Here is a 24,389-nt window from a genome sequence, read left to right on the forward strand (position 1 = left end):
CTCGGGAGGAAACGCACATGAAGCGCAACATCGTCATCGCCGCCGTCACCGCCGCCGCACTGATCGGAGGCGGTACGGCGACGGCTCTGGCGACGGGGGACGACGACACGGGCGCGACGACGCGTCAGGCGGACGTGCGCGTCGCCTCGGACGACGACACGCACGACGACGCACACGACGACGCGAACGACCGGGACGACTCCGACGACCGGGACGACGACGTCCGCGTCGCCTCCGCGAAGGTGACGGCGGCCGACGCCATCGCCTCCGCCCTGCGGGACACGCCGGGCACCGCCGTCTCCGCCGAACTGGACGACGAGGACGGCGACGACGACGGCGACGAGCGCGCCGCCTGGGAGGTCGAGGTCCTCGCCGGCGACGGCACCTGGCACAGCGTCCGGATCGACCCGGCGACCGGCAAGGTCCTCGGCTCGGAAACGGACGACGAGGACGACACCGACGAGGTCCGGGCCGCGCTGAAGGGCACGTCCGTGAACGCCGCCGAGGCCGCGAAGGCCGCGGCCGGCCACGGCACCGTCACCTCCGTCGAGTGGGACGAGGACGGTTACTACGGCGACGGCAAGCCCGCCTGGGAGGTCGAGACGCACGCCTCCGGCAAGGGAGAGCATGACTGGCGGGTCGACCCGAAGTCGGGCAAGGTCACGGCCGATCGCTCGCACGACTCGGACTCGGACCGCTCGGACTCGGACGACTCCGACTCGGACGACGACTGAGCAACCCGGGCCGCTCGGCGCCGCGACCGCGACCGAGGGGTCGCCCCGGCACCAGCGCCGCCGCCGCGGCGACCGCGCCGGACACCGCGAAGCACACCGGCAGCGGCAGCCGTTCCACCAGCAGGCCGACCACGGCGGCGCCGGCGGACATGCCGGCGTTCACGGCGGTGTTGCACCAGGTGCCCGCCCGCACCCGGAAACCGGGCGCCGCGCTCTCGTCGGCGATCAGGTACGCCGTGGTCAACGCCGGCGCCACGAACAGGCCCGCACAGGTGACGGCCAGGATCAGCGTGCCGAGGCCGGGCGCGAGGCCCGCGGCGGCGAGGCAGAGGCCGACACCGGCCGCGAAGAACGGGAGCCGGGCGCGGGTGGGCGAACGCCACGTGACGGCGCCGTTGGCGAGGCCACCGACCGCACTGCCCACCGACAGGGCCGCGAGCACCCAGGCGACGGCTCCGTCCCCCAGGCCGCGCTCCCCCGCGTAGGCGACGACGAGGAGGTCGACGGCGCTCACCGAGACGCCGACCCCCGCCGCGACGACGACGGGCTGCAGCAGGGCCCGGCCCAGTCCGGTACCGCCGCGCCCGGGTGCGGGGCCGTCCTCCTTCTCCCGGCCCGCCGGACGCAGCGCGGCCGCCGCCGGTGAGCCGGCGAAGGCGAGCGTGCCCACCGCCACCAGCAACGCGCTGAGCACGACACCGGCGGCCGGTGGCGCGACCGCGACAACGCCACCGACCAGGAGCGGGCCGGAGACGAAGAGCAGTTCCTCGGCGACACCGTCCAGGCTGTAGGCACGCTGCAACAGCCGCCGGTCCGGGAGCAGTTCGGCCCACACCGCGCGCATCGTGGACCCGAGCGGCGGCGTGCAGGCCCCCGCGAGCGCGGCGGCGACGGCGAGCACGGCCGCGGGCACGCCGGGACGCAGGCAGAGCGCCGCCAGCGCACCGAGCAGGGCGGCGTACAGCAGGGCCATGGGGATCAGGGCACGGCGCAGGCCGTGCCGGTCGACGAGTGCCGCGCGGTAGGGGGAGACGAGGACGCCGGTGGCGCCGAAGATCGCCATGCCGGTGCCGGCCACGGCGTAGGACCCGGTGGACCGGGTCAGGGAGAGCATCAGGGAGAGGGAGACCGTGCCGTACGACAGCCGGCCGACGAGGGCGGCCGCGAAGGTGCGGCGGGCATGGGGGACGCGGAGTACAGCGGCGTACGAGGGCCGCTCGGGGGGCGTGGACACGCGAAGGGTTCCTCAGCAGGAAGGCAACGAGGGGACGCCGATGCGCGCGACGGCCGGATGCGGCGGTCGCGTGCGGGGCGGGTCCTAGGCCAAGAGGAGGAACACGCGGTCAACGTACCAGCGCGGCTCGTTGGCCGCGCCGGCTTTTTCGGGTCCCGTCCGGCGTCAGCCGTTCGTCAGGCCCGTCACCAGTTCGTCCGCCGCGCGGTACGGGTCGAGGTCGCCCGCCACGATGCGTTCCGCCAGGGCTCCCAGACGGCGGTCGCCGTGGAGGTCGCCGATGCGTTCGCGCAGGGTGGTGACGGCGATGGTCTCGACCTCGCGGGCGGCGCGGGCCCTGCGTCGTTCGGCGAGGACGTCGCGCTCCTCCATCCACGCGCGGTGCTTCTCCAGCGCCTCGACGACCTCGTCGACGCCCTCGCCGCGGGCGGCGACCGTCTTGACGATGGGCGGGCGCCAGTCGCCGGGGCCGCGGGCCTCGCCGAGGCCCAGCATGTGGTTCAGCTCGCGTGCGGTGGCGTCCGCGCCGTCCCGGTCGGCCTTGTTGACGACGTAGACGTCGCCGATCTCCAGGATCCCTGCCTTGGCGGCCTGGATGCCGTCGCCCATGCCCGGGGCGAGGAGGACGACGGAGGTGTCGGCCTGCGAGGCGATCTCGACCTCCGACTGCCCGACGCCCACCGTCTCGACCAGGATCACGTCGCAGCCGGCCGCGTCCAGGACGCGGATCGCCTGCGGGGCCGCCCAGGCGAGGCCGCCGAGGTGGCCGCGGGTCGCCATCGAGCGGATGTAGACGCCCGGGTCGGAGGCGTGCTCCGACATGCGGACGCGGTCGCCGAGCAGGGCACCGCCGGAGAAGGGGGAGGACGGGTCGACGGCGAGGACGCCGACCCGCTTGCCCTGTGTGCGGTACGCCGTCACCAGCGCCGAGGTGGAGGTGGACTTGCCGACACCCGGCGAGCCGGTCAGGCCGACGACGTACGCGTTGCCGGTGAGCGGCGCGAGGGCCGCCATGACCTCCCTGAGCTGCGGGGACGCCCCCTCCACCAGGGAGATCAGCCGGGCCACGGCCCGCGGCCGGCCTTCTCTGGCCTGGGCGACCAGCGAGGAGACGTCCTGCATCACAGCTCCGTTCAGTGAGAAGTCGTCACGCGGGTCGTTGCCCGGTGACCCGAAGTCAGGCCTTGGGTACCCGCACGATCAGCGCGTCGCCCTGGCCGCCGCCGCCGCACAGCGCCGCCGCGCCGACCCCGCCGCCGCGCCGCTTCAGCTCCAGCGCCAGATGCAGGACGAGTCGGGCGCCGGACATGCCGATCGGGTGCCCCAGGGCGATCGCACCACCGTTGACGTTCACCTTTTCGGTGGATACGCCGAGGTCCTTCATTGACTGTACGGCGACGGCGGCGAACGCCTCGTTGATCTCGATCAGGTCGAGGGCCGCGACGTCCAGGCCCTCCTTCTTCAGGGCGTGCTGGATGGCGTTCGACGGCTGCGACTGCAAAGAGTTGTCCGGCCCGGCCACATTGCCGTGCGCGCCGATCTCGGCGAGCCATTCCAGGCCCAGCTCCTGCGCCTTGGCCTTGCTCATGACGACGACGGCCGCCGCGCCGTCGGAGATCTGCGAGGAGGAGCCCGCGGTGATCGTGCCGTCCTTGGAGAAGGCCGGGCGGAGCTTGCCGAGCGACTCGGCGGTGGTGTCGCCGCGGATGCCCTCGTCCTTGCTGAACAGCACCGGGTCGCCCTTGCGCTGCGGGATCTCGACCGGGGTGATCTCGGCCTCGAAGAGGCCGTTCTTCTGGGCGGCGGCGGCGCGCTGGTGGGACAGGGCGGCGATCTCGTCCTGGGCCTCGCGGGCGATGCCGAGGCGGGTGTTGTGCTTCTCGGTGGACTCGCCCATGGCGATGCCCTCGAAGGAGTCGGTCAGACCGTCGTACGCCATGGCGTCGAGCATCTCGACCGCGCCGTACTTGAAGCCCTCGCGGGACTTCGGCAGCAGGTGCGGGGCGTTGGTCATGGACTCCTGGCCGCCGGCCACGACCACGTCGAATTCACCCGCGCGAATGAGCTGGTCGGCGAGTGCGATGGCGTCGAGGCCGGACAGGCACACCTTGTTGATCGTGAGCGCCGGGACGTTCATGGGGATGCCGGCCTTGACGGCGGCCTGGCGGGCCGGGATCTGCCCGGCACCGGCCTGGAGCACCTGCCCCATGATCACGTACTGCACCTGGTCGCCACCGATCCCCGCACGGTCGAGGGCGGCCTTGATCGCGAAGCCGCCGAGGTCGGCTCCGGAGAAGGACTTCAGCGAGCCGAGCAGCCGCCCCATCGGGGTGCGGGCACCCGCGACGATGACGGAGGTCGTGCCGTTCGTCCCAGAGGTTCCAGAGGTTCCAGAAGACATGAGCTGCGATCCCCTTACCGGCCTGCACAGCCGAGGAGTGAACGAGGGTTTACTTGAATGTACTGAGCGGTATGCCGCCCGTCACCCGGCGGTCGGTGTGATCGCGCGCACGTTGCGTAACCACCTCCGGAGCGCTGCACTGAATCCATGCTGACGAGAATCGACCACATCGGAATCGCCTGCCACGACCTCGACGCGACCGTCGAGTTCTACCGTGCCACGTACGGCTTCGAGGTGTTCCACACCGAGGTCAACGAGGAACAGGGGGTGCGTGAGGCCATGCTCAAGATCAACGAGACCTCCGACGGCGGCGCCTCCTACCTCCAGCTCCTCGAGCCGACCCGCGAGGACTCCGCGGTCGGGAAGTGGCTGGCCAAGAACGGCGAGGGCGTCCACCACATCGCGTTCGGCACGGCGGACGTGGACGCGGACGCCGCGGACATCCGGGAGAAGGGCGTACGCGTTCTGTACGACGAGCCCCGGCGCGGTTCCATGGGGTCCCGGATCACCTTCCTGCACCCCAAGGACTGTCATGGCGTACTGACAGAACTGGTCACTTCGGCGGCCGTTGAGTCACCTGAGCACTGACCCTCGTACATAGGGGCCGGTAGGGTTGGGTGCGGTCGCCGCTCAGTCCAGGGTGACCCGGTCCTGTTGTCGGTGACGGCGGGATCGCCGGGGTCGTGTTCCGGGGGGCGGGCGACGGGGCAGCAGCCCATGCTCCGCCGTCGGTCTGACACCATTCCCCGGGGGCCCCGTTCGGCGGACGGACGGAGCTCGTTCTAAGGGATTTGCGACCAGGGGACGGATGGGACCGCGCAGTGCGGGGCTACGAGAGCCAGGAGCGAGAGCCGGCGGCTGACGTCGACCACCTCTCTCGGTTCGAGGCCGAGATGAAGCGGCTGAAGACCGAGCGGGAAAAGGCGATCCAGCACGCCGAGGACCTCGGCTACCAGGTCGAGGTGCTGCGCGCCAAGTTGCACGAGGCGCGGCGCACCATCATGTCCCGGCCCGCCTTCGACGGCGGCGACATCGGGTACCAGGCCGAGCAGTTGCTGCGCAATGCGCAGACGCAGGCCGACCAGTTGCGCGCGGACGCCGAGCGCGAGCTGAGCCAGGCCAGGGCACAGACCCAGCGCATCCTCCAGGAGCACGCCGAGCAGGCCGCCCGGCTCCAGGCCGAGCTGCACCAGGAGGCGGTCACCCGCCGCCAGCAGCTGGACCAGGAGCTGGCCGAGCGCAGGCAGACCGTCGAGTCGCACGTCAACGAGAACGTGGCGTGGGCGGAGCAGCTGCGTGCCCGCACCGAGCAGCAGGCCCGCCGGCTGCTCGACGAGTCCCGGGCCGAGGCCGAGCAGGCCATGGCCGCGGCCCGCGCGGAGGCCGAGCGGCTGACCTCCGAGGCCCGGGAGCGGCTGCGCAGCGACGCCGAGAGCGCCCGCGCCGAGGCCGAGCAGATCCTGCGCCGCGCCCGCACCGACGCCGAGCGGCTGCTGAACGCCGCGTCCACGCAGGCCCAGGAGGCCACCGACCACGCCGAGCAGCTGCGCAGCTCCACGGCCTCCGAGTCGGAGACCACCCGTCGGCAGGCCCAGGAGCTGGGCCGGGCCGCCGAGCAGCGCATGTCCGAGGCCGAGGAGGCGCTGCGCAAGGCGCAGACCGAGGCCGAGAAGCTGGTCGCCGAGGCCAAGGAGTCCGCGGCCAAGACCCTCGCGAGCGCCGAGTCGGCCAACGAGCAGCGCACCCGCACCGCCAAGGAGCAGGTCGCCCGGCTGGTCAGCGAGGCCACCAAGGACGCCGAGACCACCAGGTCCGAGGCCGAGCAGCTGGTCGCGGACGCCCGTGCCGAGGCCGAGAAGATCGTCGCCGAGGCCGCCGAGAAGGCCCGTACGCTCACCGCCGAGGAGTCGGCCACCCAGCTGTCCAAGGCGGCGAAGACCGCCGAGGACGTGCTGAACAAGGCGTCGGAGGACGCCAAGCGGACCACGAAGGCGGCCACCGAGGAGGCCGAGCGGATCCGCACCGAGGCCGAGGCCGAGGCGGACCGGCTGCGGGCCGAGGCGCACGACATCGCCGAGCAGCTCAAGGGCGCGGCGAAGGACGACACCAAGGAGTACCGGGCCAAGACGGTCGAGCTCCAGGAGGAGGCGCGCCGGCTGCGCGGTGAGGCCGAGCAGCTGCGCGCCGACGCGGTCGCCGAGGGCGAGAAGATCCGCGCGGAGGCCCGCAAGGAGGCCGTGGCGCAGATCGAGGAGGCGGCGAAGACCGCCGAGGAGCTGCTCGCCAAGGCCAAGGCGGACGCGGACGAGCTGCGGCAGACCGCGACGGCGGACAGCGAGAAGGTCCGCACCGAGGCCATCGAGCGCGCGACGACGCTGCGCCGGCAGGCCGAGGAGACCCTGGAGCGCACCCGCGCCGAGGCCGAGCGGCACCGCACGGAGGCCGAGGAGCGCGCCGAGGAGCTCCAGGCGGAGGCCGAGCGGGCCGCCCGCGAGCTGCGCGAGGAGACCGAGCGCGCCGTCGAGGCCCGTCGGGCGGAGGCCGCCGAGGAGCTGACGCGGCTGCAGACGGAGGCCGAGGAGCGCCGCACCGCCGCCGAGGAGGCGCTGTCGGAGGCCCGCGCGGAGGGCGAGCGGATCCGCCGCGAGGCCGCCGAGGAGAGCGAGCGGCTGCGGACCGAGGCCGCGGAGCGGATCCGTACGCTCCAGCAGCAGGCCGAGACGGAGGCCGAGCGGCTGCGCACCGAGGCCGCCGCGGACGCCTCCGCCTCCCGCGCGGAGGGCGAGGCCGTCGCCGTACGGCTGCGGTCGGAGGCCGCGGGCGAGGCGGAGCGGCTGAAGTCGGAGGCGCAGGAGAGCGCCGACCGGGTGCGGGCGGAGGCGCAGACGGCCGCCGAGCGCATCGCCGCCGAGGCGTCGGAGGCGCTGGCCGCCGCGCAGGAGGAGGCCGCCCGGCGCCGCCGCGAGGCCGAGGAGCTGCTCGGATCGGCCCGGCAGGAGGCCGACCAGGAGCGCCGGCGGGCCCGCGAGCAGAGCGAGGAGCTGCTGGCCTCGGCTCGCACCCGTGTGGAGGAGGCTCAGGCCGAGGCGGTCCGCCTGGTCGAGGAGGCCGACCGGCGCGCCACCGAGATGGTGTCGGCCGCCGAGCAGCACGCACAGCAGGTACGGGACTCGGTCGCCGGGCTGCACGAGCAGGCGCAGGAGGAGATCACCGGGCTGCGCAGCGCCGCCGAGCACGCGGCGGAGCGCACCCGGCGCGAGGCCGAGGAGGAGGCGGACCGGGTCCGCGCCGACGCCTACGCCGAGCGGGAGCGGGCGAGCGAGGACGCCGGACGGCTGCGGCGCGAGGCGCAGGAGGAGACGGAGGCCGCCAAGGCGCTGGCCGAGCGGACCGTGTCCGAGGCGATCGCTGAGGCCGACCGGATCCGTGCGGACGTCTCCGAGCACGCCCAGCGGGTGCGCACGGAGGCCTCGGACGCCATCGCCGAGGCGGAGCAGTCCGCGTCGCGCACCCGGGCGGACGCCCGTGAGGACGCCAACCGCATCCGGTCCGACGCGGCGACGCAGGCGGACACCCTGATCACCGAGGCGCGGTCCGAGGCGGAGCGCCTCACCACGGAGACGGTGGCCGACACCGACCGGCTCCGGACGGAGACGGTCGCGGAGGCGGAGCGGGTCCGCGGCGAGGCGGCGGACGAGGCCGAGCGGGTGCGGTCCGAGGCCCGCGCGGAGGCGGAGCGGCTCACCGCGGAGACGGTCGCCGAGGCCGACCGGGTGCGGTCCGAGGCGAGTGCCCGGGCCGAGCAGATGGTCTCGGAGGCCACCGGGGAGGCGGAGCGGCTGCGGGCCGAGGCCGCCGAGACGGTCGGCGCCGCGCAGCAGCACGCCGAGCGGATGCGCAGCGAGGCCGAGCGGGTCCGTCAGGAGGCGGCGGCGGAGGCCGAGCGGGTCACCGCGGCCGCGCGCGAGGAGGCCGAGCGCACCCTCGACGAGGCGCGCAAGGACGCCAACAAGCGGCGCTCGGAGGCGGCCGAGCAGGTCGACACGCTCATCACGGAGACGACGGCCGAGGCCGACAAGCTGCTCACCGAGGCCCAGCAGCAGGCCCAGAAGGCCACCGCGGACGCCGAGTCGCAGGCCGACACGATGGTCGGCGCGGCCCGCGCGGAGGCCGACCGGATCGTCGCGGAGGCGACGGTCGAGGGCAACGCGCGGGTGGAGAAGGCCCGTACGGACGCGGACGAGCTGCTGGTCGGCGCGCGCCGGGACGCGACCGCCGTCCGGGAGCGCGCAGAGGAGCTGCGCGAGCGTCTCACCGGCGAGATCGAGGAGTTGCACGAGCGGGCCCGCCGCGAGGCCGCCGAGACGATGAAGTCGGCCGGCGACCGCTGCGACGCGCTGATCAAGGCCGCGGAGGAGCAGCTCGCCAAGGCGGAGGCGAAGGCCAAGGAGCTGGTGTCGGAGGCCAACTCCGAGGCCGGCAAGGTGCGCATCGCCGCCGTCAAGAAGGCCGAGGGGTTGCTGAAGGAGGCCGAGCAGAAGAAGGCCTCGCTGGTCCGGGAGGCCGAGGAGCTCAAGGCCGAGGCGGTCCAGGAGGCCCGGCGCACGGTCGACGAGGGCAAGCGCGAGCTGGAGGTCCTGGTGCGGCGCCGCGAGGACATCAACGCCGAGATCTCGCGGGTGCAGGACGTGCTGGAGGCGTTGGAGTCCTTCGAGGCGCCGGCGGGCGGCAAGGAGAGCGGGGTCAAGGCCGGAGCCACGGTGGGTGCCCCACGTTCGGGTGGCAAGTCGTCAGAGGGCTAGCGCTCGGGGTGGTTTCGGTGTGTCCTGGAGATCTTTGGCCGAAACCCGGCCAAACCCTTGACCAGAACTTTGGCAAGCCTTCGGGAGGTCAGCCACCCGAAAGAGGTGTCATTCTCCGTATCAAACGTGCATCCGCTCGATGACACACCGCATTGGCGCCTAGGATTCCCTCTATCACCTCACCCGGTCTCTTTCGACAGGAACCCCATGAGCGACACTTCCCCCTACGGCTTCGAGCTTGTGCGGCGTGGGTACGACCGCGCTCAGGTGGACGAACGCATCTCCAAGCTCGTCTCCGACCGTGACAGCGCTCTCGCCCGCATCACCGCTCTGGAAAAGCGCATCGAGGAGCTCCACCTCGAGACCCAGAACGCCCAGGCCCAGGTGAACGACGCCGAGCCGTCGTACGCCGGTCTCGGTGCCCGGGTCGAGAAGATCCTGCGTCTCGCCGAGGAAGAGGCCAAGGACCTGCGCGAGGAGGCCCGGCGCGCGGCCGAGCAGCACCGCGAGCTCGCCGAGTCGGCCGCCCAGCAGGTGCGCAACGACGCGGAGTCGTACGCGGCGGAGCGCAAGGCGAAGGCCGAGGACGAGGGCGTTCGGATCGTCGAGAAGGCCAAGGGCGACGCCTCGCAGCTGCGTTCGGAGGCGCAGAAGGACGCGCAGTCCAAGCGTGAGGAGGCGGACGCCCTCTTCGAGGAGACCCGCGCCAAGGCCGCGCAGGCCGCCGCCGACTTCGAGACGAACCTCGCCAAGCGCCGCGAGCAGTCCGAGCGCGACCTGGCCTCCCGTCAGGCCAAGGCCGAGAAGCGGCTCGCGGAGATCGAGCACCGGGCGGAGCAGCTGCGCCTGGAGGCGGAGAAGCTGCGCACGGACGCCGAGCGCCGCGCCCGCCAGACCGTCGAGACGGCGCAGCGCCAGGCCGAGGACATCGTGGCCGACGCCAACGCCAAGGCCGACCGGATCCGTTCGGAATCGGAGCGCGAGCTCGCCGCCCTCACCAACCGCCGCGACTCCATCAACGCGCAGCTGACCAACGTGCGCGAGATGCTGGCGACCCTCACGGGCGCCGCGGTGGCCGCCGCCGGCACGCCGACCGAGGACGAATCGGTCACCCGCGGGGTCCCGGCCCAGCAGTCCCGCTGACCCCGGGCGTACACGCACCGGACAGGCACCGGACACGCACGGAACAAGGCAGAACAAGACGGAACGAGAACGACGGCGAAGCCTTCTGTCACTGGGGTGGCAGTGGGCTTCGTCCCGTTCTAGCGTGGGCGGCATGATCGAGCTCGAGGGCCTGACCAAGCGGTACGGCGAGAAGGTGGCGGTCAACAATCTCTCCTTCACCGTCAGACCCGGCATCATCACGGGCTTCCTCGGGCCCAACGGTGCGGGCAAGTCGACCACCATGCGCATGGTGCTGGGCCTGGACCGGCCCACCGCCGGGGACGTCCGGATCGACGGCAAGCACTACGACGAGCTCAGGAACCCGCTGACGTACATCGGCGCGCTGCTGGAGGCCAAGGCCTGGCACGGCGGGCGCAGTGCCTACAACCACCTGCTGTGCCTCGCGCAGAGCAACGGCATTCCGGCGAGCCGGGTGCGGGAGGTCCTGGACACGGTCGGGCTGTCGGCGGTCGCCCGGAAGAAGACCAAGGGCTTCTCCCTCGGCATGGGCCAGCGGCTCGGCATCGCCGGCGCGCTGCTCGGCGACCCGCGGATCCTGATGTTCGACGAGCCGGTCAACGGCCTCGACCCCGAGGGCATCCACTGGATCCGCAATCTGATGAAGACCCTGGCCGCCCAGGGCCGTACGGTCTTCGTCTCCTCGCACCTGATGAGCGAGATGGCGCTGACGGCGGATCACCTGGTCGTCATCGGCCAGGGCAGGCTGCTGGCGGACACCTCGATGGCCGAGTTCATCGCGGAGAACTCGCGCAGTTACGTCCGGATCCGCAGCCCGCAGCGCGAACGGCTGCTCGATGTGCTGGGCGGCGCGGGGATCACGGCCGTCGAGTCCGGCGCCGGGGTCCTCGAAGTGGACGGCGACAAGTCCGAGGCCGTCGGCGAGCTGGCGGCGCGGCACCAGATCGTGCTGCACGAGCTGAGCCCGCAGCGGGCCTCGCTGGAAGAGGCGTTCATGCAGCTGACCGCGGAGTCGGTGGAATACCACGCGCACGACGGGCAGCCGGCCGGGCCGGTGCCCCAGCAGCAACAACAGCAGCAAGCGCAACAGCAGCAGTGGGGCAGCGACTGGAGGAAGGGATGAGCATGACGGCGGCACAGGTCGTCCGGTCCGAGTGGACCAAGATCCGTTCGGTCGCGTCCACCGTGTGGACGCTGTCCCTCGCCGTGGTCGTCACCATCGCCCTCGGCATGCTGATCTCGGCCCTGTCGAAGAGCGAGTTCGACAACCTGAGCCCGCAGGACCGGATCGCCTTCGACCCGACGTTCATCAGCTTCGCCGGCACCAGCCTCGGCCAGCTGGCGATGATCGTGTTCGGGGTCCTGGTCGTGGGCAACGAGTACAGCTCCGGCATGATCCGCACCTCGCTGGCCGCCGTGCCCCAGCGCGGCACCTTCCTGTTCAGCAAGATCGCGGTGGCCACCGCCCTCGCCCTCGTCGTGGGCATGGTCACCAGCTTCGCCACCTTCTTCCTCGGCCAGGCGATGCTCGGCGACCTCAAGGCGTCGATCGGCGATCCGGGCGTGCTGCGCGCGGTCATCGGCGGCGGCCTGTACATGACCCTGATCGCGATGTTCTCGATGGGCGTGGCCGCGATGCTGCGCTCGCCGATGCTGTCGCTGGGCATCCTGATGCCGTTCTTCTTCCTGATCTCCAACATCCTGGGCAACGTCCCGGCGACGGAGAAGGTCGGCCGGTTCCTGCCCGACCAGGCCGGCAGCAAGATCATGCAGGTGGTCGCCCCGCTCGACGACGACGTCCCGTACGGTCCGTGGGGCGGCCTCGGGATCATGGCCCTGTGGGTGATCGCGGCGCTCGTCGGCGGCTACGTGGTCCTCAAGCGGCGGGACGCCTGAGGATCGGGCGTGCGGGATTCCGTGCGGGAATCGAGGACGGGGCCTGAGAACCGCTGACGGATTTTGCCCGCGCTTGAACGGAACCGTCAGCGCCTGGATATCCTCCTAACCCTTACGGGGGCGTGTGCCCTGCTGTCCTGAACCATTCGATGGGTGCGGAGCATGATCGAGGCTGTCGGCCTGACCAAGCGCTACGGCGACAAGACCGCTGTGTACAACCTGTCCTTCCAGGTGCGGCCCGGTGCCGTCACCGGCTTCCTCGGACCCAACGGTTCGGGCAAGTCGACGACGATGCGCATGATCCTCGGCCTGGACAACCCCAGCGCCGGTCATGTGACCATCGGCGGCCACCCGTACCGCAAGCTGCCCAACGCCCCCCGCCAGGTCGGCGCGCTGCTCGACGCCAAGGCGGTGCACGGCGGCCGGTCCGCCCGCAACCACCTGCTGAGCCTGGCCCAGCTGTCCGGCATCCCCGCCCGGCGCGTGGACGAGGTGCTCGGCGTGGTCGGCCTCCAGGACGTGGCCAAGCGGCGTTCCAAGGGCTTCTCCCTCGGCATGGGCCAGCGGCTGGGCATCGCCGCGGCCCTGCTGGGCGACCCCCAGGTGCTGCTCTTCGACGAGCCGGTCAACGGCCTCGACCCCGAGGGCATCCACTGGGTGCGCAACCTGATGAAGGCGCTCGCGGCGGAGGGCCGTACCGTCTTCGTCTCCTCGCACCTGATGAGCGAGATGGCGCTGACCGCCGACCACCTGATCGTCATCGGACGCGGCCAGCTGCTCGCCGACATGAGCGTGAAGGACTTCATCTCGGCCAACTCCGCCGACTTCGCGCGCGTGCGGACGCCGGACAGCGAGCCGCAGCTGCGCGAGAAGCTGACGTCCGCGCTGACCGAGGCGGGCGGGCACGTGCTGCCCGAGCAGGACGGCGCGCTGCGGGTGACCGGTCTCGCGCTGCCCCGGATCAGCGACATCGCGCACGACAGCGACGTACGGCTGTGGGAGCTGTCGCCGCACCAGGCCTCGCTGGAGGAGGCGTACATGCGGATGACGCAGGGCGCCGTCGACTACCGGTCGACCGCCGACCAGAAGGCCGGGCTCCAGCAGCCGCTGCCGCCCGGCGCGCAGCCGCCGATGCCGGTGCCCGGGCAGGGCCAGCCCGGCTGGTACGCCCCGCCGCCGCCCCAGCAGGGCGGTCAGCCCTTCGCGGCGCCGCAGGGCGCACCGCAGGGCGCCCCGGGCCAGGCCCCGGCGGGCCCGTACGGCGCCCCGGCGGTGCCCGGCGCGGTGCCGGGCGGTCAGCCGGCCAACCCGTACGCGCAGCAGGCGCCGCAGGCACCCGCCCAGGCCCCCGCGCCGTCCGGTGCCGCCCCCTCACCCGCCCCCGCGCCCGTCACCGACCCGACCAAGCCCGAGGACGCCCGATGAGCACGCCCCAGCCCCCGATGCCGCAGGCCGCACCCGACTGGCAGGCGGCGCCCGGCTCGCCCTACCCCACGTACACGTCGCCGATCCCGGTGGTGCGCACGCACCTCGGACACGCGCTCGCCTCCGAGTGGACGAAGATCAAGTCGGTGCGCTCGACGATGTGGACGCTGGGCGTCTTCGTCCTGCTGGTCCTCGGCCTCGGCCTGCTCACCGGCCTGGTGGTGGCGAGCTCGGACACCGATGTGGACGGCGAGAGCCCGCTCGCCCTCGGCTTCTTCGGCCTGCTGCTCGGCAGCATCTGCCTGATCACCCTCGGCGTGCTGACCACCGCCTCGGAGTACGGCACCGGCATGGTGCGCACCACGATGACGGCGTGCCCGAGCCGCGGCCGGGTCCTCGCGGCCAAGGCGATCGTGTTCTTCCTGCTCGCGTTCGTGGTGACGCTGGTGTCCGCCACGCTCGTCGGCCTGCTGCACGTGACCATGCTGGAGGACAACGGGGCCGGCGACCCCACCGGCGGCGAGTGGCTGAAGGGCACCGTCGGCGTCTCGCTCTACGTGGCGCTGCTCGGCATGCTCTCGCTGGCCGTCGGATCGATCATCCGCCACTCGGCGGGCGCCATCACCATCATGATCGGGGCCCTGCTCGCCCCGCTGGTGATCGCGTTGTTCATGTTCTCGGAGTCGCTGAAGGACGTGCAGCAGGCCCTGTTCGAGTACTCGATCCCGAACCAGATGAGCATCTTCTACGCCAACTCGCTCTCCGAGTCCGGGCCGTCCGGCTGGGACCCGCTGTGGATCGTGCTCGGCGTGACGGCGGCGGCGTTCGCCGGCGCCTTCGCCCTGCTGGAGAAGCGGGACGTCTGACCCGCCCAGACCCTAGAACCTCGGCGCGTTACGGGACCGCTGCACCCGCGTGGTGCGGCGGTCCTTCGCGTTCCAGCAGGCCTTGTGCCAGTGCCGGCGGTCGTCGACGCCCGAGTGGGCCGGCCACGCCACCACGTGCGGGACGCCGTCCGGGATCAACTGGTCGCAGCCCGGGCAGCGGTACGACTTGCCCTGCGCGCTCGCGCCCGCCACGTGCCGTACGCTCCAGTCCTCGCCCTGCCAGCTCTCCGAGGACTGCAGGCCGCCGTAGCGGCCGGAGGCGTCGTCCTCGGCGCTCCGGCCGGACGAACCGGCTCCCTTGGGTCGGTTGCGACGCGGGGACACAGAACACCTCACGGAGCTATACAGGAACTACGGGCCGCGTCCAGCCTACGCGGCGCGCGGCGGGGTACGCGTACGGCACCAACCACCACAACTCCCCCGCGCGGGCTTCTCCGAGGGCCACCGCAGCACCTCTCCACACCGGCTGATTTTGCAGACAATCCGCAAATCCCATCACCCGACCGTGTCCTCGGCACGTGTCGGACGGTTATGCCCTGTGGGGGAGCTCCGTGTCGGAGCCGAGGAAGCAGGAAAAGCAATGCGCGTAGGAAGTTTCGTGTTGGGCGCCCAGTTCCCGGGCCAGGGCCAGGGCGAGGCGCTGCACCGCGCGGTCCGTTCGGCCGAGGTCGCCGAGGAGGCGGGGCTCGACGCGGTGTGGCTGGCCGAGCACCACTTCGTGCCGTACGGCACGTGTCCGTCGGCCGTGACCCTGGCCGCGCTGCTGCTGGGCCGCACCCGCCGCATCCGGGTCGGCACGGCGGTCAGCGTGCTGCCCACCGTCCACCCCGTGGCGCTCGGCGAGCAGGCCGCCCTGCTGCACGTCACGAGCGGGGGCCGGTTCTCGCTGGGCCTGGGCCGGGGCGGCCCGTGGGTCGACCTGGAGGTGTTCGGCGCCGGCCTGGAGGCGTACGAGGAGGGGTTCCCCGGCTCCCTCGACCTGCTGCTCCGCTGGCTGCGCGAACCGGCCGTCGGCTCCTCGGAGGGCCGCTTCCGGTTCCGCGAGGTGCCCGTCGTCCCGCGTCCCTCGGAGTCCCTGTCGGAGGCCCCGGGCCCGGAGGTCGTCGTGGCCTGCACCTCACCGGCGAGCGTGCGCATGGCGGCCGAGCGCGGGCTGCCGATGCTGCTCGGGATGCACGTCGGGGACGAGGAGAAGGCCGAGATGGTCGCCCTGTGGCGCGGGCACGCCCGCGCGGCCGGGCGGCCGTCGGACGAGATCCACGGCGCGGCCCATGTCTCGGCCGGCGTCTGCCAGATCGCGGACCGGCGCACGGACGCGGCGGAGACCCTGCTCAAGGCGATGCCGGGCTGGCTGCGGCAGGGGCTGGACGCCCATGTCACGGTGGACGGCCGCGCCCGGCAGATGCGCGACCCGCACGCGTACACCGAACTGCTCTGCGGGCTCCACCCGGTGGGCCCGCCCCGGCTGTGCGCGGACCGGCTCGCGGCGACCGGCGAGCGGACCGGAATCTCCCGTTTCGCCCTGCTCGTCGAGGGGTCCGGAGACCTCGCGGCGACGGAGGAGAACGTACGGCGGCTCGGGACCGAGGTACTCCCCCAGCTCCGCTGACGGGCACCACCCGTGGCCCCGGGCGAGGGGCTTGCCGCTCCGGTACAGACTGCACCTCCCGCGTACGGAGCGGCAAGCCGACGATCGTCACCTCAGCAGTCGCGGAACTCCGGCGACTGGTTCAGTACTTGGCTGCGCACCGAGGTGAACTTGGTCAGCGTCTCGTCGACAGAGGAGTCCAACGGGAACACCGCCACCCGGTGGCAGTTCTGGAAGGCCAGCCGCACTCCGAAGTGCCGCTGCAGTGCACCGCGTATGGCGTCACTCGCGAGCGCACGCAGAAGCTGACCGCGCGCCTGCTCGTCCGGCGGGGGCGTCTGGTTGTCGGCGAACGCTCCACCGTCGACCTTCAGCTGTGCCACCAGGGAGCTGACCATCTCCCATGCGTAGGGCAGGGAAGTCCGGACGCAGTCGACGAAGGCTGCTTCGTCGACCTCGCCTCGCTCGGCCTGTTCGAGTAGGGCCGGTGAGACGTCGAGCGACATGGGTTCTCCTCTCGCACCCCCGACCAGCAGGGGTTGCCGGACAGTTAAGGGAGTGCGCGACAGCGAACACGCTGCGTACACACTTCGCGACCTCCCGTTCAATACCGTAAGCAACCGATCGGGGCGGCACCAGGAGAATGCCCAGATGGACACCATCCGGTAGGAACACAATCGGCCAGTGCGCAACACGGGTCCAATGGGAGAAGTGGGACGGCCCGCGGGGGCGCGACGGGCGGAGGCGAATCGCGTCGGACCGGGCGCGTCGAGTAGCGTTGCCGACCATGCGTCTCGTCATTGCCCGCTGCTCGGTCGACTACGCCGGGCGGCTCACCGCCCATCTGCCCTCGGCTCCCCGCCTGATCCTGGTCAAGGCGGACGGCAGCGTCTCGATCCACGCCGACGACCGGGCCTACAAGCCCCTCAACTGGATGTCGCCGCCCTGCACGCTGAAGGAGGGCACCGGCGAGGAGGAGGGCGTCTGGACCGTCGTCAACAAGGCGGGCGAGAAGCTCATCATCACGATGGAGGAGATCCTCCACGACTCCTCGCACGAACTGGGCGTCGATCCCGGCCTGATCAAGGACGGCGTGGAAGCGCACCTCCAGGAGCTGCTCGCCGACCGCATCGAGACGCTGGGCGAGGGCTACACCCTCATCCGCCGCGAGTACATGACCGCCATCGGCCCCGTCGACATCCTGTGCCGTGACGCCGACGGCGGAACCGTCGCGGTCGAGATCAAGCGGCGCGGAGAGATCGACGGCGTGGAGCAACTCACGCGCTATCTGGAGCTGTTGAACCGCGACCCCCACCTCGCCCCGGTGCGCGGCGTCTTCGCCGCCCAGGAGATCAAGCCGCAGGCCCGCGTCCTCGCAACGGACCGCGGCATCGGCTGCCAGGTCCTGGACTACGACGCCCTGCGGGGCATCGAGGACGACAAGCTGCGGCTGTTCTGAGCGGCGTCCGGTACGTCTGTTCCGAGCGGCGCCCGTACGTCCACGGCGTACGAGAGGGCCGGGTCCGTGCGGCGGACCCGGCCCTCTCGTGCTGTCCCGGTGGTGTCAGACGACCTGGCCCGTCGCCGTCCCCGAGCCGCTCGGCGTCCCCGAGCCGCCGGTCGCGGTGCTGCTCTGCGTGGCGGTCGAGGGGCTGCCGGCGGTGGTGGAGGGCCTGCCGGGGCCACTGGCGGTGTCGGACGTCTGCGGGGTCGACGGCCCGGGCGGGTCCGTGTCGGTGGGTGCCGGAGTGGTGGGCTCCTCGGTCTGGGTGGGCGTCCCGGGATCGGTCGGCTCGGTGTCCGTCGGCTTCGGCGTCGTCGGCCTCGTGGACGGCGAGGTCGGCGGCTTGCTCGACTCGTCCGGCGAGCCCGGGTCGTCCGGGCTCTCGTCGTCGGTGGGGTCACCGGTGCTGCCCGGGCTGCTCGCGTCCTGCGACGGGCGGCCCGACTCGCTCGGAGTCGGGTCGTCCGACGTGCCGGGGCTGCCGTCCGGGCCGGGGTCGGCCGGCCGGCCGGTCGCTCCGGCGGTGGCGCCCGGGTCCTGACCGTCGTCCTCGGGCCGGTCGGCGCCCAGGCTGCCGTCGTCGATGCCCTGGCTGGCCGACGGGTTGACGCCGACCTGGTCGGAGGGGTCACCGGCGTCGTTCTCGGACGTGGCGCCGAGGGTCACCACCGTGCCGAGCACGGCGACGAGCAGCGCGCCCGCGCCGGCGGCCACGAGGTTGCGCCGCGCGTAGCCCTTGATGCCGCCCGCGACCGTCCTGGCCGGACGCTCGGACGGCTCGCGGCGGGTGACGAGGGTCGGCGACTGCGGGGACGGCTGGAGCGGCGGGAAGGGCGCGGGTACGCCCGCGGCCGGCGACGCCGACTCCTCGTTGCGGGCGTCGGGCACCTCCTCCCCCGCGGTCGGGCCGAGGCCGAGCCCGACGACGCCGAGACCGGCAGCGCCGGCACCGGCGCCCGCACCGAACGCGCCCGCCGCGATGCCCGGACCAGGTGTGTCCCCGGTGCGGTCGGCGACCAGCGCGAGGGCCCGGCGGCCCGCGACGGCGCCGCGCTTGTCGGACAGCGCGCCGCGCAGCCCGATGGAGGCCTCCAGCTCGGCGCGGGCCCGGTCGAGCTGCCCCCCGCACAGCGCGAGGACGCCGAGCTCGTGGTGGAAGTAGGCCTGTTCCGCCACGTCACCGGCGAGCCGGGAGGCCTGGGTGCCGGAGCGCAGCGCGCGTTCCCAGGCGCTCCAGTGCAGCCCGGCGGCGAACGCCGGCGCCGCGGTGCGGGCCAGCTGCACGGCGGGGCTCTCCGCGTCGTCCGCGGGCGGGGTGGTGGTCGGCACCAGCACGGCAAGGGCGGCCAGCACGGCGTCGGCCTCGGCACAGACCCGCTCCGGGGTGACCGAGGGGTGGCCGGCCCACCAGGCGTAGTGCTGGGCGGCGGCCAGCGCCCGCTCCCGTACGTCGGTGCCGTATCCGTCGCTCTCCAGCTGGGCGAGCACCCCGGCGGCGAGCCGGTAGCGGGAGCCGACCGGCGAGACCAGTCCGCAGTCGGCCAGCTCACCGAGGGCGGCGTCGGCGTGGGTGTCGCCGACGAGGGCGGGCAGATGCGCCTGGTGCGGCACCTCGCCGCCGAGCGCGACGGCGAACTCCAGGGTGGCGCGGGCACTGGCGCTCAGCCGGGAGGCGAGCAGCGGCGCGGGCGCGGCGGCCTCACCGAGGGACGGCAGGGGTACGGCGTCGGCCTCGGCGGCGTCGTAGGGCGTGTCGTCGGCCGGGCGGGCGTCGGCGAAGACGCCGAACTCGTCGACGGCGTCGGCACCGGCCCGCTGCCGGTCGCGCCGGCGCAGCAGGGCACCGGCCTGCACGAAGCGCAGCGGCAGGCCCTCGGACTCGAACCAGAGGTCGCCGGCCCAGTTGGCCTCCTCCTCGGTGAGGGTGCGGCCGGCGGCGCGCTCCAGCAGTTCCACACCGTCGGAGCGGTCCAGGCCGGTGAGGAAGACCTCCTCGACGGCCGAGTCGGCGGACGGTGCGGGCACGTCCGGGGTCGTGCCGATGAGGAAGGCGCACTCGGGAGTGGCGTCCAGCAGTTCGTCGAGGGCGGCGCCGCCGAACTCGAGGTCGTCCACGACGACGACCGCGCCGACCTCCCGGAGCCGGTCGAGCAGCTCGGCGCGCTCCGGGCGGTACAGGGGCGCGCGGTGGACGGCGTAGAAGAGGTCGTGGAGCAGGTCGTCGGCCGTGCGGTGGAAGCCGCTGAGGCGGACGACGCCGTCGGGGGCGAGGCCCGCGCAGTCCTCGGCGACGACGTCGAGGAGGCTGGAGCGGCCGGAGCCGGCGGGGCCGGTGAGACGGACGGAACGGCCCCGGGCGAGCAGTCGCACCAGTCGTTCGCGTTCGTCCTCGCGGGCCAGCAGCCCCAGCACGGTCCGCGTCGGTCCCGGCGGGGCGGGCGGCCGTGCGGCGCGGCCCACCTCGGCGCGTTCGGCCGCGGTGAGCTTCTCGGGCCGGTCGGGGCGCTCCGCGGGCGGGCAGACCTCGATCTCGCTGCCGTCGACGGGGTTGACGGTCAGCAGGAAGTCGCCGGCGACCAGCTGCACCGTGCGGGCGAGCGCGGGCTGGCCGAAGTCGGAGGTGAGGGGGTCCCTGGGCGGGCGCGGGCGCGGCGCCTGGTGGTCGCCGTCTTGGCCGTACTCCTCGGGTCCCCGGTTGGTCGGGTCCATAGGTTCAAGCCCCCCAAAAGCGTCGTGTGCGGACCCCGGTCGGGACCACCCCTCCCGGCCTTGCCGCACACCGCGCTGTCGCTTCTGGTCCGGGCCCGCCAGTGGGTTGCGAGCGGCGGGCAGCCAGACCCTAAACCTTCGCTCAGTATCTCCGACAGTCCGGGGTCCCGACCCGTCCGAGACGTCACAGTCTCGTGAGGATTGCGTGTGTCGGGCGATTCGCCGAGCGGTGTCCGGGTCGCTCCCGCCCGCCGGGCCTCACCCGGCCCGGGGCGTCACACCCTGGGCAGGGTCTCCACTCCGATGCCGCCCTCGATGGCCAGGATCCGGTGCAGCCGGGTGGCCACCAGCAGGCGCTGCATCTGCGGTGGTACGCCGCGCAGCACCAGCCGCCGGCCGCAGCGGCCGGCCCGCCGGTGGGCCCCCATGATCACGCCGAGCCCGGTGGCGTCCCAGGAGTCCAGCTCTGACAGGTCCAGCACCAGGTCGCCGACTCCGTCGTCGACGGCCGAGTGGAGGACCGTACGGGCGTCCGCCGCGCTGCGGACGTCGAGGCGGCCCCCGACGACCAGCTCGACGTGGTCGCCCCTGATGTGCATATGCGCTCCCCGGCGTGCGTCTTTGTCGTCTCTTCGATTCTTCGGTGATCTTCGGTGATTCTTCTTGTGGTCCCTCGGCGATATCAGGTGTTGCACCCTCTGACTGGCCGAAACGACCGGAGGTTGCCGCCCGTGAGCGAACCGATACCGAATTCACCCCGGCGTGTGACGTTCCCCGGGGCCGCCGCGAACTCAGTGCTTGTAGAAGCCCTGCCCGCTCTTGCGGCCGATGTCACCGGCGTCCACCATCCGGCGCATCAGCTCCGGCGGTGCGAACTTCTCGTCCTGGGACTCGGTGTAGATGTTGCTCGTGGCGTGCAGCAGGATGTCGACGCCCGTCAGGTCGGCGGTGGCCAGCGGCCCCATGGCATGACCGAAGCCCAGCTTGCAGGCGAGGTCGATGTCCTCGGCGGTGGCCACGCCCGACTCGTACAGCTTCGCGGCCTCGACGACGAGGGCGGAGATGAGACGGGTGGTCACGAAGCCGGCGACGTCGCGGTTGACGACGATGCAGGTCTTGCCGGTGGACTCGGCGAACTCCCGTGCGGTGGCGAGGGTTTCGTCGCTGGTCTTGTAGCCGCGGACCAGCTCGCACAGCTGCATCATCGGGACCGGCGAGAAGAAGTGGGTGCCGACGACCCGTTCGGGGCGCTCCGTGACGGCCGCGATCTTGGTGATCGGGATGGCGGAGGTGTTGGACGCGAGGATCGCCTCGTCCTTCACCAGCTTGTCGAGCGCACGGAAGATCTCGTGCTTGACTTCCAGCTTCTCGAAGACGGCCTCGACGACGACGTCCGCGTCGGCGACGGCGTCCAGGTCGGTGGTCGCGGTGATGCGCGCGAGAGCGGCCTCGGCGTCGTCGGCGGCCAGCCTGCCCTTGGCGACGAACTTGTCGTACGAGGCCCTGATGCCGTCGGTGCCGCGCCGGAGCGCCTCGTCGGTGACGTCCCGCAGGACGACGTCCCAGCCCGCCTGTGCGGAGACCTGGGCGATGCCGGACCCCATGAGGCCGGCTCCGATGACGGCAAGCTTCCGTGCCACTGTGCGACTCCCCTGATACGCGCTGTCTCTCGTCTCTCGGCCGGAGATTATCGGGAGTGAGGGGCTGTGTGACCGGTTAGTAACGCGCGTCACGTCTCACATGACGGACATCACACCGTGGTGTGCCATTCGGGTGTCAGCCCACGCCTCGCACGGCGTAGTTGAGCACCTTGTCGCTCAACAGCTCCTCCATCTCGTCCAGCAGGACGAGGACGTCGCGGGAGACCTCCGACGGTTTTCCGCCGGCGAGCATGCGCTCCCCGATGGCCGCGACGACCGTTCCGTGCAGCCAGTTGACCTGACCGGCCATCAGGGTGGGCGTCACGTCGTCGTCCGGGCTGCCGGTCTCCTCGCGCAGGGTCCGCTCCAGGTTGAGGAGCACCTCCTGGCCGATCGCCCACATCCGTGAGCGCAGGGCGGGCGAGTCCTGGATCACTCGCATGAACTTCGCGTAGCCGTCCATCAGGCCGAGGCGGGGCGAGACCGTCTCGACCTCCTCGCGCAGTTCGCGGAGCACGGCCCGCGCCGCCGACTCCCCGTCACGCCGTCCGCGCACCCAGCGGGAGAGGCGGTCGATCACGCCCTTGGAACGGTCGAGGAAGAGGTCCTCCTTGGCCGGGAAGTAGTTGTAGACGGTGTTGACGGAGACGTTCGCGGCGTCCGCGACCTCCGCCACCGTCACGGCCTCGAAGCCGCGTTCGAGGAACAGGCCCGTGGCGACATCCGAGATGTACTGCCGGGTCTGCCGCTTCTTCCGTTCCCTGAGTCCCTCGGCCATGTCCGCATCCTACCCGCGCCGGCGCCACTGCCTGGTGCCACTGAAAACTTGTAGTCATTGCAAATTTCTAGTGACTCTGTTTTTCTGGCACGCATGGCAATCATCAGTACGGCCGGTCTGGCCCGTACCTTCGAGACGAAGCGCGGCCCGGTCGAGGCGGTGCGCGGCATCGACCTCACCGTCCGCGAGGGCGAGATCCTCGGGTTCCTGGGCCCCAACGGCGCCGGCAAGACCACCACGCTCCGGATGCTCACGACCCTGCTCGCCCCCACCGGCGGCGCGGCCACCGTCGCCGGCCACGACCTGGCGACCGACCCGTCCGGAGTCCGCGCGGCCAGCGGGTACGTGGCGCAGTCGGGCGGGGTGGACGCGCAGATCACCGCGCGGGAGGAGCTGGTCACCCAGGGCCGCCTCTACCGCCTGTCCAGGGCGCGGGCCGTCGAGCGCGCCGAGGAGCTGGCCCGCGACCTGGACCTCACCGAGCTGCTGGACCGCAAGTGCGGCGCGCTCTCCGGTGGGCAGCGGCGCCGGCTGGACATCGCGATGGCGCTCACGCACCGCCCGAAGGTGCTCTTCCTGGACGAGCCGACGACCGGGCTGGACCCGGGCAGCCGCGCCGACCTGTGGGACCTGGTCCGCCGGCTGCGCGACGAGCACGGCACCACGGTCTTCCTGACCACCCACTACCTCGACGAGGCCGACGCCCTCTCCGACCGCCTGGTCGTCGTCGACCGGGGCGTGGTGGCGGCCGAGGGCACGCCGAGCGCGCTGAAGCTCCGGTACGGCGGCTCGCTCGACGCCTCCCTCCAGGACACGTTCCTGGCCGTCACCGGCCGCAGCGCCGCTCCCGCCGACGCCACCCCCGTCGCCGTCTAGCCCACCGAGGATCTCCGATGCTGTTCCACGACACCGGCCTCATCTACGGCCGCTATCTGCGCCAGTCCCTGCGCTCCCGGTTCGCGCTGTTGTTCGGCGTGCTGATGCCGCTGCTGTACCTGCTCTTCTTCGGCCCGCTGCTCACCGAGCTGCCGCTCGGCGGGCAGGGCAGCTCCTGGCAGGTGCTCGTCCCCGGACTGCTGCTCCAACTGGGCCTGTTCGGTGCCTCCTTCGCGGGCTTCTCGATCATCATCGAGAACAGCCAGGGAGTGGTCGAGCGGATGCGGGTCACACCCGTCAGCCGCCTGGCGCTGCTCCTGGGCCGAGTGCTGCGGGACGCCACGGTCTTCGCCTTCCAGGCGGTGCTGCTGGTCCTCGCCGCACTGGTGATGGGCCTGCGCGCGCCCCTGCCCGGGGTGCTCATCGGCTTCGCGTTCGTCGCCCTGCTCACGGTGTCGCTGGCCTCGCTGTCGTACGCGCTGGCGATGAAGGTCCGTACGCCGCAGGAGTTCGGGCCCACGATCAACGCGCTGACGATGCCGTCGATGCTGCTGTCCGGGCTGATGCTGCCGATGACGCTGGGGCCCGCGTGGCTGGACGTGCTCTCGCACCTGATGCCGTTCCGCTATCTGGTCGACGCGGTGCGGGACGCGTACGTCGGCGCCTACGCGACCGCGCACATGCTGTACGGCGTCCTGGTCGCCGTCGCCTTCACCGCACTGGCCGTGACAGTGGGCACACGCGTGTTCCGTACCGCCGGAGCGTAACTACG

Annotated in this window: 21 protein-coding genes; 12 read left to right on the forward strand and 9 right to left on the reverse strand. The window is 72.4% G+C overall.

Annotated features, from left to right (window positions below):
• Positions 1 to 17: 17 nt before the first annotated feature.
• The gene (locus tag ACIGO6_RS18440) at positions 18 to 734 is read left to right on the forward strand and encodes a PepSY domain-containing protein (protein ID WP_399877148.1); all 717 of its coding nucleotides are present in this window, start codon (positions 18 to 20) and stop codon (positions 732 to 734) included.
• On the opposite strand, the gene ACIGO6_RS18445 is transcribed toward ACIGO6_RS18440, so the two are convergent.
• The 3 genes from ACIGO6_RS18445 to ACIGO6_RS18455 form a co-directional block, all read right to left on the reverse strand.
• Positions 661 to 1,968, reverse strand: a complete 1,308-nt coding sequence (locus tag ACIGO6_RS18445; RefSeq protein WP_399877151.1) for an MFS transporter — start codon at positions 1,966 to 1,968, stop codon at positions 661 to 663. The genes ACIGO6_RS18440 and ACIGO6_RS18445 overlap by 74 nt on opposite strands.
• Positions 1,969 to 2,133: 165 nt before the next feature.
• Positions 2,134 to 3,090 (reverse strand): methylmalonyl Co-A mutase-associated GTPase MeaB, encoded by a 957-nt coding sequence (meaB, locus tag ACIGO6_RS18450; protein WP_399877154.1) that lies wholly within the window; start codon positions 3,088 to 3,090, stop codon positions 2,134 to 2,136.
• A 55-nt stretch (positions 3,091 to 3,145) separates the two neighbouring features.
• Positions 3,146 to 4,369, reverse strand: coding sequence for an acetyl-CoA C-acetyltransferase (locus ACIGO6_RS18455; protein WP_399877156.1), 1,224 nt, complete (start codon positions 4,367 to 4,369; stop codon positions 3,146 to 3,148).
• A gap of 147 nt (positions 4,370 to 4,516) precedes the next feature.
• Between ACIGO6_RS18455 and mce the strand changes: the two genes are divergently transcribed.
• The 7 genes from mce to ACIGO6_RS18490 all read left to right on the forward strand — a co-directional run bounded on the left by mce (position 4,517) and on the right by ACIGO6_RS18490 (position 14,501).
• Positions 4,517 to 4,957 carry a methylmalonyl-CoA epimerase gene (mce, locus tag ACIGO6_RS18460; RefSeq protein ID WP_399877159.1) on the forward strand — a complete coding sequence of 147 codons (441 nt, stop codon included), beginning with the start codon at positions 4,517 to 4,519 and terminating at the stop codon, positions 4,955 to 4,957.
• 233 nt (positions 4,958 to 5,190) lie between these two features.
• A complete protein-coding gene (gene scy, locus ACIGO6_RS18465; RefSeq protein ID WP_399877162.1) occupies positions 5,191 to 9,171 on the forward strand; it encodes a polarized growth protein Scy in 3,981 nt (1,326 codons plus the stop codon).
• Positions 9,172 to 9,378: 207 nt separating this feature from the next.
• Entirely contained in the window at positions 9,379 to 10,314 is a 936-nt protein-coding gene (locus tag ACIGO6_RS18470; RefSeq protein ID WP_399877164.1) for a cellulose-binding protein, read from the forward strand.
• A 133-nt stretch (positions 10,315 to 10,447) separates the two neighbouring features.
• The gene (locus ACIGO6_RS18475; protein ID WP_399877167.1) at positions 10,448 to 11,437 is read left to right on the forward strand and encodes an ABC transporter ATP-binding protein; all 990 of its coding nucleotides are present in this window, start codon (positions 10,448 to 10,450) and stop codon (positions 11,435 to 11,437) included.
• Positions 11,434 to 12,210: an ABC transporter permease gene (locus tag ACIGO6_RS18480; protein ID WP_399877169.1), complete on the forward strand. Its 777-nt coding sequence runs from the start codon at positions 11,434 to 11,436 to the stop codon at positions 12,208 to 12,210. Before ACIGO6_RS18475 ends, ACIGO6_RS18480 begins: the two co-directional genes overlap by 4 nt.
• A gap of 162 nt (positions 12,211 to 12,372) precedes the next feature.
• A complete protein-coding gene (locus ACIGO6_RS18485) occupies positions 12,373 to 13,635 on the forward strand; it encodes an ATP-binding cassette domain-containing protein (RefSeq protein ID WP_399877171.1) in 1,263 nt (420 codons plus the stop codon).
• Positions 13,632 to 14,501, forward strand: coding sequence for an ABC transporter permease subunit (locus ACIGO6_RS18490; RefSeq protein WP_399877173.1), 870 nt, complete (start codon positions 13,632 to 13,634; stop codon positions 14,499 to 14,501). The genes ACIGO6_RS18485 and ACIGO6_RS18490 overlap by 4 nt, the downstream gene beginning before the upstream one ends.
• 12 nt (positions 14,502 to 14,513) lie before the next feature.
• On the opposite strand, the gene ACIGO6_RS18495 is transcribed toward ACIGO6_RS18490, so the two are convergent.
• Positions 14,514 to 14,846: an ATP/GTP-binding protein gene (locus ACIGO6_RS18495; protein ID WP_399877176.1), complete on the reverse strand. Its 333-nt coding sequence runs from the start codon at positions 14,844 to 14,846 to the stop codon at positions 14,514 to 14,516.
• Between the two features lie 256 nt (positions 14,847 to 15,102).
• Between ACIGO6_RS18495 and ACIGO6_RS18500 the strand changes: the two genes are divergently transcribed.
• Entirely contained in the window at positions 15,103 to 16,131 is a 1,029-nt protein-coding gene (locus ACIGO6_RS18500; protein ID WP_399877178.1) for an LLM class flavin-dependent oxidoreductase, read from the forward strand.
• A gap of 92 nt (positions 16,132 to 16,223) precedes the next feature.
• Here ACIGO6_RS18500 and ACIGO6_RS18505 read toward each other — a convergent pair whose 3' ends face one another.
• Positions 16,224 to 16,616, reverse strand: coding sequence for an SCO5389 family protein (locus tag ACIGO6_RS18505; RefSeq protein ID WP_399877180.1), 393 nt, complete (start codon positions 16,614 to 16,616; stop codon positions 16,224 to 16,226).
• A gap of 281 nt (positions 16,617 to 16,897) precedes the next feature.
• Here ACIGO6_RS18505 and nucS point away from each other — a divergent pair, with 281 nt between their 5' ends.
• The gene (nucS, locus tag ACIGO6_RS18510; RefSeq protein WP_399877182.1) at positions 16,898 to 17,569 is read left to right on the forward strand and encodes an endonuclease NucS; all 672 of its coding nucleotides are present in this window, start codon (positions 16,898 to 16,900) and stop codon (positions 17,567 to 17,569) included.
• A gap of 105 nt (positions 17,570 to 17,674) precedes the next feature.
• Here nucS and ACIGO6_RS18515 read toward each other — a convergent pair whose 3' ends face one another.
• From ACIGO6_RS18515 to ACIGO6_RS18530, 4 genes are all read right to left on the reverse strand, one after another.
• Complete coding sequence (locus ACIGO6_RS18515; RefSeq protein ID WP_399877184.1) at positions 17,675 to 20,323, reverse strand: ATP-binding protein; 2,649 nt, start codon at positions 20,321 to 20,323, stop codon at positions 17,675 to 17,677.
• 275 nt (positions 20,324 to 20,598) lie between these two features.
• Complete coding sequence (locus ACIGO6_RS18520; RefSeq protein ID WP_003973611.1) at positions 20,599 to 20,922, reverse strand: STAS domain-containing protein; 324 nt, start codon at positions 20,920 to 20,922, stop codon at positions 20,599 to 20,601.
• A gap of 192 nt (positions 20,923 to 21,114) precedes the next feature.
• Positions 21,115 to 21,963: a 3-hydroxyacyl-CoA dehydrogenase family protein gene (locus tag ACIGO6_RS18525; RefSeq protein WP_399877187.1), complete on the reverse strand. Its 849-nt coding sequence runs from the start codon at positions 21,961 to 21,963 to the stop codon at positions 21,115 to 21,117.
• A gap of 136 nt (positions 21,964 to 22,099) precedes the next feature.
• Complete coding sequence (locus tag ACIGO6_RS18530; protein ID WP_399877190.1) at positions 22,100 to 22,741, reverse strand: TetR/AcrR family transcriptional regulator; 642 nt, start codon at positions 22,739 to 22,741, stop codon at positions 22,100 to 22,102.
• Positions 22,742 to 22,834: 93 nt separating this feature from the next.
• Between ACIGO6_RS18530 and ACIGO6_RS18535 the strand changes: the two genes are divergently transcribed.
• Both ACIGO6_RS18535 and ACIGO6_RS18540 read left to right on the forward strand, forming a co-directional pair.
• Positions 22,835 to 23,617, forward strand: coding sequence for an ABC transporter ATP-binding protein (locus ACIGO6_RS18535; RefSeq protein WP_399877193.1), 783 nt, complete (start codon positions 22,835 to 22,837; stop codon positions 23,615 to 23,617).
• A 17-nt stretch (positions 23,618 to 23,634) separates the two neighbouring features.
• Complete coding sequence (locus ACIGO6_RS18540) at positions 23,635 to 24,384, forward strand: ABC transporter permease (RefSeq protein WP_399877195.1); 750 nt, start codon at positions 23,635 to 23,637, stop codon at positions 24,382 to 24,384.
• Positions 24,385 to 24,389 lie beyond the last annotated feature (5 nt).

Source organism: Streptomyces sp. NPDC053750 (genome assembly GCF_044544295.1).
GTDB lineage: Bacteria > Actinomycetota > Actinomycetes > Streptomycetales > Streptomycetaceae > Streptomyces.

Coding starts and splice junctions, on each gene's coding strand:
- ACIGO6_RS18440 (WP_399877148.1), top strand. CDS start 18: ATGAAGCGCAACATCGTCATCGCCGCCGTCACCGCCGCCGCACTGATC.
- meaB (WP_399877154.1), bottom strand. CDS start 3,090: ATGCAGGACGTCTCCTCGCTGGTCGCCCAGGCCAGAGAAGGCCGGCCG.
- ACIGO6_RS18455 (WP_399877156.1), bottom strand. CDS start 4,369: ATGTCTTCTGGAACCTCTGGAACCTCTGGGACGAACGGCACGACCTCC.
- mce (WP_399877159.1), top strand. CDS start 4,517: ATGCTGACGAGAATCGACCACATCGGAATCGCCTGCCACGACCTCGAC.
- ACIGO6_RS18470 (WP_399877164.1), top strand. CDS start 9,379: ATGAGCGACACTTCCCCCTACGGCTTCGAGCTTGTGCGGCGTGGGTAC.
- ACIGO6_RS18475 (WP_399877167.1), top strand. CDS start 10,448: ATGATCGAGCTCGAGGGCCTGACCAAGCGGTACGGCGAGAAGGTGGCG.
- ACIGO6_RS18480 (WP_399877169.1), top strand. CDS start 11,434: ATGAGCATGACGGCGGCACAGGTCGTCCGGTCCGAGTGGACCAAGATC.
- ACIGO6_RS18485 (WP_399877171.1), top strand. CDS start 12,373: ATGATCGAGGCTGTCGGCCTGACCAAGCGCTACGGCGACAAGACCGCT.
- ACIGO6_RS18490 (WP_399877173.1), top strand. CDS start 13,632: ATGAGCACGCCCCAGCCCCCGATGCCGCAGGCCGCACCCGACTGGCAG.
- ACIGO6_RS18500 (WP_399877178.1), top strand. CDS start 15,103: ATGCGCGTAGGAAGTTTCGTGTTGGGCGCCCAGTTCCCGGGCCAGGGC.
- ACIGO6_RS18505 (WP_399877180.1), bottom strand. CDS start 16,616: ATGTCGCTCGACGTCTCACCGGCCCTACTCGAACAGGCCGAGCGAGGC.
- nucS (WP_399877182.1), top strand. CDS start 16,898: ATGCGTCTCGTCATTGCCCGCTGCTCGGTCGACTACGCCGGGCGGCTC.
- ACIGO6_RS18515 (WP_399877184.1), bottom strand. CDS start 20,323: ATGGACCCGACCAACCGGGGACCCGAGGAGTACGGCCAAGACGGCGAC.
- ACIGO6_RS18520 (WP_003973611.1), bottom strand. CDS start 20,922: ATGCACATCAGGGGCGACCACGTCGAGCTGGTCGTCGGGGGCCGCCTC.
- ACIGO6_RS18530 (WP_399877190.1), bottom strand. CDS start 22,741: ATGGCCGAGGGACTCAGGGAACGGAAGAAGCGGCAGACCCGGCAGTAC.
- ACIGO6_RS18535 (WP_399877193.1), top strand. CDS start 22,835: ATGGCAATCATCAGTACGGCCGGTCTGGCCCGTACCTTCGAGACGAAG.
- ACIGO6_RS18540 (WP_399877195.1), top strand. CDS start 23,635: ATGCTGTTCCACGACACCGGCCTCATCTACGGCCGCTATCTGCGCCAG.